6 protein-coding genes and 1 pseudogene are annotated in these 11,561 nt (G+C 48.4%); 4 read left to right on the top strand and 3 right to left on the bottom strand.

Annotated features, from left to right (window positions below):
• The 3 genes and pseudogenes from ACN4EG_RS07160 to ACN4EG_RS07150 all read left to right on the top strand — a co-directional run.
• Nucleotides 1-266 (top strand): annotated as a pseudogene (locus ACN4EG_RS07160) (hypothetical protein); the annotation flags it as partial.
• 264 nt (nucleotides 267-530) lie between these two features.
• Nucleotides 531-1,301 carry an ABC transporter ATP-binding protein gene (locus tag ACN4EG_RS07155; RefSeq protein ID WP_431628647.1) on the top strand — a complete coding sequence of 257 codons (771 nt, stop codon included), beginning with the start codon at nucleotides 531-533 and terminating at the stop codon, nucleotides 1,299-1,301.
• Between the two features lie 215 nt (nucleotides 1,302-1,516).
• The gene (locus ACN4EG_RS07150; protein WP_431628646.1) at nucleotides 1,517-7,111 is read left to right on the top strand and encodes a trifunctional serine/threonine-protein kinase/ATP-binding protein/sensor histidine kinase; all 5,595 of its coding nucleotides are present in this window, start codon (nucleotides 1,517-1,519) and stop codon (nucleotides 7,109-7,111) included.
• Here ACN4EG_RS07150 and ACN4EG_RS07145 read toward each other — a convergent pair.
• The gene (locus ACN4EG_RS07145) at nucleotides 7,108-7,521 is read right to left on the bottom strand and encodes a hypothetical protein (protein ID WP_431628645.1); all 414 of its coding nucleotides are present in this window, start codon (nucleotides 7,519-7,521) and stop codon (nucleotides 7,108-7,110) included. The two genes, ACN4EG_RS07150 and ACN4EG_RS07145, sit on opposite strands and share 4 nt — an antisense overlap.
• Before the next feature lie 505 nt (nucleotides 7,522-8,026).
• Between ACN4EG_RS07145 and ACN4EG_RS07140 the strand changes: the two genes are divergently transcribed.
• Nucleotides 8,027-9,841: an adenylate/guanylate cyclase domain-containing protein gene (locus ACN4EG_RS07140; protein WP_431628644.1), complete on the top strand. Its 1,815-nt coding sequence runs from the start codon at nucleotides 8,027-8,029 to the stop codon at nucleotides 9,839-9,841.
• Between the two features lie 63 nt (nucleotides 9,842-9,904).
• Here the strand turns inward: ACN4EG_RS07140 and ACN4EG_RS07135 are convergent, their stop codons facing one another.
• A complete protein-coding gene (locus tag ACN4EG_RS07135) occupies nucleotides 9,905-10,780 on the bottom strand; it encodes an ABC transporter permease (protein ID WP_431628643.1) in 876 nt (291 codons plus the stop codon).
• Between the two features lie 139 nt (nucleotides 10,781-10,919).
• Nucleotides 10,920-11,501 carry a hypothetical protein gene (locus ACN4EG_RS07130; protein WP_431628642.1) on the bottom strand — a complete coding sequence of 194 codons (582 nt, stop codon included), beginning with the start codon at nucleotides 11,499-11,501 and terminating at the stop codon, nucleotides 10,920-10,922.
• Nucleotides 11,502-11,561: the final 60 nt, after the last annotated feature.

Raw genomic sequence — 11,561 nt, 5'->3', positions numbered from 1 at the left:
TGTACACTTTGCCCATACGATATTCCTACAAGAGTGGATTTCAGAACCAATCAGATCCTAAATCCATTCTCGCTCAAACTCACAAAATTAATCCTGACACTCCACTAGGCCATTGGACTCAGGCTGCTAAAGGCGTCATGATTTTGATTGAGCCAACTACTGCCGCCGGAGTCTTGGTTTTGACAGTGGTGATGTGTGTTGGATCTGCGTTGTTTGCTGTGCAAAAAGTGACTCGCGTAGATCCAGCGATTGTCTTTAAAGCATAAATCTTTAAAGCGTAGCTCTTTAAAGCAGCAAGGAGGCAAGCGCAGTTTGCATAACGCTTCCTAGCGGATGTGTAAGTATCTACATAGCTTTTTCTAAATATGGCTCTTCTTAAATCCCTGAGGAATGCCCTTGGGAAAGGAGGATGGAGCGATTAGACTAGAATATACTCGCTCCCACATCTGGATTTGGCCGCCCCCTAGGTGAAGCTAATTCTAGAATTCAGTTCTCCCTCTGCTTTGATGCCGCTATCGAGATTTTGACGAATGACAGCGATTGATTTTGACCGAATCCAACGACCTGGGAGCCTTTCTGCGGCTACAGTTACGCCCTGCCGCGAGTCTTTACTTCAAGATGCGTTGACCCAAAAGGCGATCGCGGCTTCTGGGGTGAGCATGATCTACCAAACGGGGACTCAAGCGTTTCATGCACTCAAGAATGTCAGCCTAACGATAAATGCAGGAGACATTCAATTACTTATGGGGCCTTCGGGATCCGGTAAGACCACTTTATTGTCAATTCTAGCAGGCATTCTCACCCCTACCGAAGGTCGTGTCTGTCTTTTAGGGGAAGAAATTACGCGGATGTCAAGTCGCCAATTGGCGGCATTTCGGTTGAACAACTTAGGGTTTGTTTTTCAGGGATTCAACCTCTTTCCTGCTCTAACCGCCCTGGAAAACGTGGAAGTCGCCCTGAATCTTAAAGGGATTAGAGGCCAAGCTGCCCGTCGCCAAGCGATGGATCTGCTGGAGCAAGTGGATTTAGGCAATAAAGCCAACAATCTGCCTCGGGATCTCTCCGGTGGGCAAAAGCAGCGGGTGGCGATCGCCCGTGCCTTGGCTGGCAATCCGAAATTGATCATGGCCGATGAACCCACTGCTTCCCTAGACTCCCAAAACGGTCAGGCTGTCATTCAGCTTCTACGGGATTTGGCGAAAGAGGGAGGAAAAACAGTGCTGATTGTGACCCATGATCCTCGTATTGTTGAAGTGGCCGATCGGGTCATTCATCTAGAAGATGGCATTCTACAAAGCTAATTTGTGATCCTGATTCCCTGAAACTTTCTAGTGAATCGGCTCGTTCTAAGGCGGGCCGCATGATTACCAGGCTGCTGACTTGTAGGATCCAGATTTCCTGCTCAAGAATAGAAAATTCTTATTTGATAGGGATTAAATTGGCTGGGGCAAGCTATTAATAATTAGGTACAACGATCAATGGTTGACTTTGTGCTCGATTGCGCCGAGGTTGTTTGATGCTGGATGCCCCACTGATTGACTTTTCCATTCCAGGATATTGCCTAGTTGAGCAGGTCTACAACGTTGCAGGCCAAGTGATTTATCGTGCAATTCGCAATCAGGATCAAGCACCCGTTCTCTTAAAGGCGATTCAGGTGGACTCGATCGCCTATTCAATCATTTATCAATTGAAGTACGAATATGAAGTGAGTCGGAAACTCAGTATTGCGGGGCTAGCTCAAGTACTCACGTTAGAAATGAGTGAGCGATGCCCCCTCTTGGTTTTGGAAGATTTAGGCGGCTATCCGCTAGCCCACTGGATCGAATCGGCTCCATGTTCGCTGGTGGAAATTCTTCAGTGGATGGTGAAGGTGGTTGAAACCTTAGGCCATCTCCACCAACAAAATATTGCCCATCGTGGTTTGGATCCCAATAGTATTCTGATTAACCCAACGACCGGTACTGTACAGCTTATTAATTTAGGGGTGAATACAGGATTACCGTTGGTTTCAGGGCGCTGGGAGGTTTCCCTGCCATTCCAGCATGCGTTAATTTATTGCTCTCCTGAACAGACGGGCCGCCTCAATCGGACTGTGGATTATCGGACGGATTTCTACTCTTTGGGTGTGACGTTATATCAAGTTTTAGCTGGACAGCCTCCTTTTGTGACGCAGGATCCCATTGAACTGGTGCATTGCCATATTGCCCGTCAACCCGTTCCGCTCCATAAACAAAATCCGGCGATCCCGATCGGCCTCTCGGAGATCGTCATGAAACTACTGGCTAAGACCGTTGAAGATCGCTACCAAAGTGCCTACGGTTTGAAAGCGGATCTGAAATATTGCCTGGAACAACTCGTAGAAACGGGGACGATTGCTGAATTTTCCCTGGGGCAGCACGATCGCTCAACTCAATTTCACTTTCCCCAAAAACGCTACGGTCGAGATCAAGAACTCACTTTACTTTTAGAATCCTTTCAGCAAGCAAGCCAAGGGCACCTGGAGTGTGTCCTCGTTTCCGGGGCGGCGGGTGTTGGCAAGTCCTTTCTGGTGCATGAACTTCAGCGATCGATTCTGCATAAACGCAGCTATTTCATCACTGGAAAATTTGACGAATTTCGCCAAGATGTTCCCTATCTTTCACTGATTCAAGCTTTTCAGGAATTGGTTCGCCAAATTCTGACCGAAAGTGATGCCCAGGTGCAGCAATGGCGAGAAAAGCTGAGCCAAGCGATCGGCAATAATAGTCAGATCCTCATTGATGTGATTCCGGAAATTGCTGTCCTTTTAGATAAAACGCCGCCTCCAGCCAAACTGGATGCCCTGGAAAGCCAAAATCGCTTTCATCTCGTCCTGCAACAATTTATTCGCATTTTTGCCCAAATAGAACATCCATTGGTGATTTTTCTAGATGATCTGCAATGGGCAGATGCGGCTTCTCTCACTCTAATACATCGTCTGTTAACGGAGCTCGATCAGGTTTCCTTGCTCATTATTGGAGCCTATCGCTCCCAGGAAATGAGGGAGGATCATCCCCTGCATTTACTCGCTTCATTGCCGATTACCCAGCCTTTGGAAATTCCTCCCCTCCATTTGTCCGAGACGGTTCAGTTGCTAGCAGATAGCTTTGGGCTGAGTCCGGAACACATGACCCCCTTGGCTGAGCTGCTGTTTAACCGAACTCAAGGCAATCCTTTCTTTCTCAACCAACTTCTAGAGTTTCTAGATAGTACGAAATTAATTACCTACGATTGCGAACAGGGTAGTTGGCAATGGGATTTAAACCGGATTCAGAACTTGGGGATCACCCAAAATGTTGTGGATCTGATGATTGACAAAATTCGGCGCTTACCAATGGCGACTCAGCAGTCCCTCAAGGTCGCCGCTTGCATTGGCAATGAATTTAGTTTGGGATTGCTAGCGGTGGTGCAGGGATGTTCACCCACTGAAATTGCCCAAACGCTTTGGGATGCCCTCCGGGAAGGACTACTATTACCCGCCAATCTGGGAGCAAATCGATCGATCGATTGGGCAATCTGGTTACTTCAGGAGCAACCCGAGGTTACTACGTTCCGCTTTTTGCACGATCGAGTGCAACAGGCAGCCTATTCCTTACTCCTACCGACCGAACGTCAAGCTTTTCACCTCAAAGTGGGACAAGTTGGACTTCGGCAAATGTTAAGTTTGCGGCAGGAAGATCAACTTTTTGAAGTTGTGAATCAACTGAATGCAGGGCGCGATCTGATCCGCACACCCGAAGAACGCTGGCAATTGGCCCACCTCAACCTAGGCGCAGGCAAAAAAGCGAAGGCTGCCGCAGCCTATGAAGCTGCCCGGAAATACTTTGCCATGGGCATTACCCTACTGCCGCTAGACAGTTGGGACCATGACTACGCCCTCACGTTTGATCTCCTCACTGAACAGTTGGAATGTGAATACCTTTGCGGTAATGGACAAGGGGCAGATGTTGTCTTTAACACATTGCTTGACCATGCCCGTAGTGATCTCGATCGGGCGGAAGTCTACGCTACTCAAATGGTGCTTTACCTCAGTCAAAATCGACGATCGGAAGCGATCACCTTGGGGCAAAGGGGTTTGATCCTACTAGGGGAGACGGTTCCACCCATCATTGATCAAGCCGTCGTTGAGGCAGAGCATGCTGACCTGAAACAGTTGTTGCAACAGTCTCTCGGAGAGCCGGACATTAGCCAGTTGGCCTTCCTGCCTCGGTCCCAAGACACTCACCATCGGGTTATCATGAAGTTGTTGCAATATTTAGCAGCGGCTTCCGTAACCCGCGATCGGAAGTTCTACCAGTGGGCTATTTTGCGCATGGTAAAACGAACCCTACGCGATGGCCTAACCGCCAATTCTGCCTATGGTTGTGTGGCCTATGGCACGATTTTGAGTGCCACCGAAGACTATGCCACTGCCCATGCCTTTGGCCAAGTTGCCTTACAGATGAGTGAACAGTTCAATTCGCTGCAAGGCATTACGCAATTTAGCTTTGGGGGATTGCTGGCTCACTGGCAATTGTCATTTCTGGACTGCCGACAATACTTACTGCGAGCCTTTCAGCAGTGTTGTGAAACCGGAGAATTTCTCTATGCCCTCTATTCGCTAGTGCTCCGGGCTGATATTACCTTGATGAGCGGGAGCAGTCTAGACAAGGGCGATCGAGATGTTCAGCAAGCCAAGGAATTTGCGACACAGCGGCGCAATTCTACGTTTATTAACGACGCGATTATTAAGCAGCAGTTTATTCGGAGTTTACGGGGAACGACCCAAGCCTACGGCAGCTTTAGTGATTCGGAAATCTCCGAGGAAGATCTGCTGAACCAGCTTCAACAGCCCAGCGAACCTCAAAACACCCTCAGTCGATACTATATTTATAAACTCCAGAGTCTTTATCTATTTGGGGAATACGAGAAGGCCCCAGCGATCGCGCAAGCTTCAGCACAGTTGGTAGATAGCCATTTTGGAGTTGCCATCGCAGTAGAGCATTATTTGTACAGTGCCCTGTTACTGGCAGCCCATTATCCCCATGCGCCCCAGCCCGAACAGCTTCAGATCTGGCAAGCTCTAGAATCCCATTGTGCTCAGGTTCAGAAATGGGCCACCCATTGCCCTAACAACTACAGTCATCGGTTACTACTAATCCAAGCTGAAATGGCGCAGCTACAGGATCAGGATTCGGATGCAACCACGCTGTACGATCGAGCAATTTCGGCGGCAAACGAACAAAGCTGTTGGTCCATTGAAGCGATCGCCTGTGAACAGGCTGCGAAATACCACCGCAAGCAAGGTCGATCTCGGCTGGCCCAATCGTATTTTCAGGATGCTTGTACTGCCTATAGCCAATGGGGAGCCTTGGCCAAAGTCATGCAACTTCGGCAGGATTGGCCACAATTGGCAGGCAGCAAACCTCAACGGGATACGGAAACCTGGTTTAGCGATCGTCTTTTCCCAGACTCATCTCAACAACCGTGGACTGCGCGATCGACCCAAACCTTAGATTGGATGACGGTGATCAAAGCCTCCCAAGCTCTGTCGAGTGAAATCGTTTTCAGCAGCCTGATGGAAAAGCTGATGAAAATTGTGATTGAAAATGCAGGGGCTGAGCGAGGACTGCTGGTGGTTCGGCGTGAGGGTGAATTGAAGATTGAGGCGGAGGGGCATGTCAACGCTCCACTCGATGGAGATGATCGGGCGGTGAGTCATTTCGTGGTCGATTGTGGCGATCGAAGAGAGGCCGATCTCAATATCACCAACAATTTCTCCCAGGAAATATCCTCAACACGGGCACTCTCAACACGGATGCCCTCCACATTAATTGCCTATGTGGAACGGACGCAAACCACGATCGTTCTGAACCATGCCGCAGTCGATGAGCGCTTCGGCAGTGATCCCTACATTCAAACGCAGCAAACCAAGTCCGTTTTATGTTTCCCGATGGTGTACCAAGGCAAGCTAACGGGGATTTTATATCTTGAAAATAATTTAACGTTGGGAGCCTTTACCCCCGATCGTCTAGCGGTCCTGAAGTTGTTGACGGCCCAAGTGGCAATTTCGATCGAAAATGCCAGTCTGTACAGTAATCTCCAGCGCTATTCCCAGGAGCTGGAACTACAAAATCAGGCCCTAGCAACCTCGCGCATGCAACTGCAAACCCAAACCCATCAGCTGGAGGAAATGCTAACGAACCTCCAGCGCACCCAAGCCCAGTTAGTCCAAACGGAGAAGCTCTCGAGCTTAGGGCAGTTGATTGCTGGCGTGGCCCACGAAATTAAAAATCCGTTGAATTTTATTGCAGGCAATATTGACTACGCTGATAACTATGTTCAGCAACTCCTACAGCTAATTCAACTGTATCAAGAATACTATCCTCAGCCAGTACAGCCAGTACAAGCTTTGATCGAAGCGATCGATTTAGACTTTCTACTGAATGACCTCAAGAAGATTTTTAGCTCAATGCAAATGGGCAGCGAACGCATTCACAATTTGGTAGTGTCGCTACGCAACTTTTCTCGCACCGATGAACAGGAGGTACAACAAGTAGACATCCATGAAGGGTTAGATGGAACCATCTTAATTCTGCAACCCCGGCTCAAGGCTACTCAGGAACGGCCTGCCATCCAACTGGAAAAACGCTATGGTGAGCTGCCGCTGGTCGAATGTTATCCCAGCCAACTGAATCAGGTGTTTATGAATTTAATTGCCAACGCGATCGATGCGATCGATGAACTCTGTCAACAGCGGACGTTTGATACCAACCGCGCGTTACCGAGTGTGATTCAGATACAAACGGAAGTGGTTGATCAGCAACACATTGCAGTTCACATTCGAGACAATGGAGCTGGCATGACCGAAGAAACTCGACAACAACTGTTTGCGCCCTTTTTTACCACGAAGCCGACAGGACAGGGAACGGGGCTGGGCCTGTCTATTAGCTACCAAATTGTGGTTGAGAAGCATCACGGCCATGTGAGCTGTGTGTCTGCGGCGAATGAAGGGGCAGAGTTTACAGTCACGATTCCCATCCGTCAGCCAGATTTGCCCCGATCGTCCATGGCATTACCCGTAGACACTCCATCTCAAACGGTGGGAAACTAGGGAGTAGCAGTCGGTGCTGTGGGGATAGCGTCAGTGGCTGGAGCGGTCACCGCAGGCGCAGGAACCATGAGAACTGGAATGGGACTGGTGTTTGTTTTTTGCAACAATTGCTGTTGTCTTGCTCGAAATGCGGCAGCGGCATCATCCACATTTTGCCGCTGTTCGATCGAGACAGCAGTTGGATCCACATTGGTTTGTCCCTGCATTGCACGGTGGATTAGGTTGAATAACCCGCTATTATCCCCGGTTCGATTACTAAAGGGATCACTCACTGTATCCGATCTAAAATCTTTTAGAGGATCCAAATCTGTTGCTGTTTGTGCCCGCAGAGATAGGCTGTTCCCCATAATCAGACCGCTGCTCAACAGGCAACCAAACATAAGACGGGCAAGATGAGGATAGGGTTTCATAGGTTTTCTGAAATAGAAACGGTGTTCAGTCAAGACGTTAGCGAGACTTTAGCAATGAGGTCTACAGTAATGAGGACTGCTGCAAGGGTGAAATTCCCACCCTCCTGATTTCTTCATTGTACTGAAGACTTGAGAGGACGAGAGGATAGACTTTCAAGAACTTGTAGGCAACGGGAATCTCTCGATTTAAGACTGGCAACTTAGGTCAGGAAGTTCCCAAGAATTTTGAGGAAATCGCCTGTTAACAACTGAAATATCTTAAAATCTGGAGATCCCTAAGTTTTACTCCCTATTAATTGCCCCTAATTGCCATACTTTCTTATCAATCTGATATTTCCTGAGCTAAATTCCCTTTTACGACTTAAGCTTCCCCTAAATTTAAGAAATTTCTCATGTAACTTTGGGGAAGTTTTATTTATGTAAAAAATGCAAAAAAGTAAATGGTGTTTCGACCTGTGAAGAGTATTTGCTTAGGGTGTGCAAAGCTGGTTACTGAACTGCTGATATGGCCTACTCCAATTCTCCTTCTGATCTTAATTCTTCCCAGAATTCCGCCCTGCATTTGTCCCCCGCGATTGTTTATCATGTCCGCAAACTTCTGCGCCAAAATTTCGATCGCCTAGAACCCGTGACCCGCCAGGTTTCTGGTGATATTGTGGATCCATTAAGTGATCTCAATCTTGTCATCGAACAACTCTGGCAAGATCAGGCGGTTATTCAATCCAAAATTGAAAATTTAGAATGTTTGAGTTTGCTGCATCAGTCTTTGAGTAGCCAGCAAACCTACCATGGGCCGCAATTGCGCCATCTCGAACATGAGATTTTTCAATTATTAGGTTTTCAGCGGATTGAGAATCAGCATTACCGAGCCACCATTCTTTTAATTGATGACTTAGAAACTGAACTGCTATTACTCTCTGCTGCCTTAAAGAAGCATTCCTACCGGGTTTTAACTGCGATGGATGGCCAAGCTGCGATCGCGATCGCCATGGCTGAACAACCCGACTTAATCATTTTGGATATTAAGCTACCGGGAATCAATGGCTATGACATTTGTACCCAATTTAAACAAAATCCGATTACGCAGGATATTCCCGTTCTCTTTATGAGTGGAATTTATGATGCTCCGGGTAAAGTCAAAGCATTTGAAGTGGGTGGCGTAGACTTTATTAGCAAGCCTTTTCAGGTTGAGGAAGTCCTTGCTCGGGTCAATCATCAATTAAATTTACGGGAATTGCAAAAACGATTGGAAGATCAAAATGTTCGGGTACAGCAGGAGCTTCAGGAACGCAGAAAGTTAGAAGAACGCTATCGTCATATGGTTGAACAATCGATCGATGGCATTTTTCAAACGGCTCCCGATGGGCATTTTCTCACTGTGAATCCAGCTCTGGCCGAAATCTATGGATACGATTCTCCTGAGGAATTAATGGCATCTATTACGGATGTGGGTACTCAGCTTTATCTTCAACCTGGACGACGGGAAGGCATCAAAACCTATCTCCAGCAGCATGGCCAAGTTTTAGGCGCAGAATCTCGGGTTCGCCGCAAGGATGGCCGCAAAATTTGGATTTCTGAAAATATTAGGGCCATCAAAGATGGTCGGGGCCAATTGCTCTATTACGAAGGAACGGTGCGCGACATTACCGAACGACGGCGTTTAGAGTCCATGATTTACCACCAGCGCAAACAGACTGAACGAATTTTGCAGAGCATTTTGCCCAAGTCGATCGCAGATCGGCTCAAGCACAGTTCACAAACGATCGCCGATAGTTTTGAAGAAGTTTCGGTTTTATTTGCAGATATTGATAACTTCACTGCATTTTCCAGCCGCATTGCTCCCACAGAACAGGTCAAGTTGTTAAATCAACTCTTTAGTGAATTCGATCGACTGGCGGAACAGTTGGGGCTGGAAAAGATTAAAACCATTCGGGATGTCTACTTTGTGGCCGCAGGGGTTCCGGAACCTAAAGCAGACCATGCGGAGGCGATCGCAGAGATGGCCTTGGGGATGCAAGCCGTGGCTGCCGCATTGCAGGAACGCTTGGGGGAACCGTTTCAAATTCGGGTAGGGATTAGTAGTGGTTCGGTGGTGGCGGGTGTCCTGGGCAAAACTAAGTTTACCTATGATCTCTGGGGAGCTCCGGTCAATCTGGCTAGCCGGATGCAATCCAACGGACTTCCTGGCAAAATCCAAGTCACCCCTGAAATCTACGATCGCCTGCACGACTGCTATTGTTTTGATCCTCGCGAGGTGATGCAGATTCAAGGGGTGGGCAAAATTATGACCTATTGGTTAACTGGGCGTAAAGCAGGATAGTCACCTGAGTAGGGTTCTAAAGCAAACAATCAGAAAAGAATCCCCAGACCAATTGCTCCTTGCCTATCCGAGCGATCGTTTAAGGAGGGGTTGAATGCTAACCAATGACAGCAGCGCAAAGCCTAACAAACCGCCGATACAGCCCAACAAAGAGACATTCCCCCAGGGGGCTTGCAGGACGATATCGCTCCAGTGCCAATGGGGATTGAGATAGAGATGGCGAATTGGTTCGATCGCGTAACTTAAGGGATTGGCAGCAGCCACGACCTGTAACCAAGTGGGCATAAAGGACAGTGGGGCGAGGGCAGTGCTGGCAAACAGCAAAGGTAAATTGACGACTAACAATACGGCAATCAGCTCAATATGGCCAGGTAGCGTGAAAGCTAATCCCAAGGACAGCGCGGTGACGGCGATGACCAGAAAGGCCAAAATGAGGAACATTAATCCCAAACCGGATAGCGTGGGAAATCCAGCCCCCAGCAGGCCACTCACCACAATAATGGCGACGGTTTGGACTAAACTCATCGTCATGATGAACAGGGCGGATGCAGCCACGATCGAGAACCGAGAAGCCAGTGGAGCCACCAGTAAACGGTTCAGAAAGCCAAATTCGCGATCGAACATGACGGGTAAACCAGAATTTAACGCTCCGGTAAAGGCCGTAAAGACAATCACACCCGCACCCAGGAATTGACCATAGTCTAGGGAGTTTCCTAGAAAATCCTGGGGGGCGTTCTGAAAGAGTGCACCAAACAAAATCAGCCACATCAATGGCTGTACCACCCCTGCGACTAACGTTGAAGGCCGACGCTTGAGTTGGATAAATAAACGCCGAGCTAAGGCAACTGTTTCCTGACCAAAGTCAAGTAGGTTAGCTGGTGGTAGAGTTGGCTGACTGGGATTGACGGGCGTCGCTGGGGAAAAAATGGACTGACTCATAGAACGATTCCTAAGAAAATTCCAGAACCCATGGTGAAAAAATACGCTGACTCAATTGGAAAATGCGCTGACTCAAACAGTGGGCAGACTGGCAAGTAATGGTTGAATAATAAACATCTCACCCATGGCTCAATCAAATTTAGACTTCAGATTTAGACCTCAGATGACGGGTTTGGTGGAATACCAGTCCACCGGAACAAGCACCAAAGATGGAACTCAGCGCCATACTGTAGGAAATGCAAGCCCAGAAACCCGTTGGAAGAACCGATTCCCGATCGCTTGGCAGCCCAGAGGTCTTGAAATGATGGTAAGCCAATAAACTCGCAATCGCCACCAATAACCAGGCGGCAAAAGACCCAAGAACTGACCACTGCTGGGCAACTTGGCGGCGGGGCGATCGACCCCCAACCGATCTACCCCCAACCACCGATCGACCCCCAACCGATCGACCCCAAAGTGAGATAAAAGTTGCCAGCAGACCCAGGATCAAGATTCCCGACAGAGGCAAAATTTGGGCAATCACCCATTCCAGGGTAAAAAAGAGCAGCAAGCCTATGAACAATGCGGTCGTTAGCCAAGTGCTTAGAGCACCCAGAAACGTGACCAACATGAGTTGATAGGTGCGTAGCGGCTGCGAGACGAGTAAGCCCACTACAAGGCCCGTCACTAAACTGGCTACACCACTCATCACAAGCATCATCCAGAGCTCGATATGTGGCATTAGGGCACTACTCAAATATCCCATTGGATCCTCAGGGATGGTGGCATACAGTCATTGTTG

This window comes from Alkalinema pantanalense CENA528 (genome assembly GCF_050753345.1).
Classification (GTDB): domain Bacteria; phylum Cyanobacteriota; class Cyanobacteriia; order Leptolyngbyales; family Leptolyngbyaceae; genus Alkalinema; species Alkalinema pantanalense.
The sequence above is the reverse complement of the archived record's forward strand: the minus strand, read 5'-3'. Positions and strand labels throughout refer to the sequence as shown.

What these genes read in the sequence shown, in the direction of transcription:
- ACN4EG_RS07135 (WP_431628643.1), bottom strand. Translation starts at nt 10,780, where the DNA reads ATGAGTCAGTCCATTTTTTCCCCAGCGACGCCCGTCAATCCCAGTCAG.
- ACN4EG_RS07130 (WP_431628642.1), bottom strand. Translation starts at nt 11,501, where the DNA reads ATGCCACATATCGAGCTCTGGATGATGCTTGTGATGAGTGGTGTAGCC.
- ACN4EG_RS07145 (WP_431628645.1), bottom strand. Translation starts at nt 7,521, where the DNA reads ATGAAACCCTATCCTCATCTTGCCCGTCTTATGTTTGGTTGCCTGTTG.
- ACN4EG_RS07155 (WP_431628647.1), top strand. Translation starts at nt 531, where the DNA reads ATGACAGCGATTGATTTTGACCGAATCCAACGACCTGGGAGCCTTTCT.
- ACN4EG_RS07150 (WP_431628646.1), top strand. Translation starts at nt 1,517, where the DNA reads ATGCTGGATGCCCCACTGATTGACTTTTCCATTCCAGGATATTGCCTA.
- ACN4EG_RS07140 (WP_431628644.1), top strand. Translation starts at nt 8,027, where the DNA reads ATGGCCTACTCCAATTCTCCTTCTGATCTTAATTCTTCCCAGAATTCC.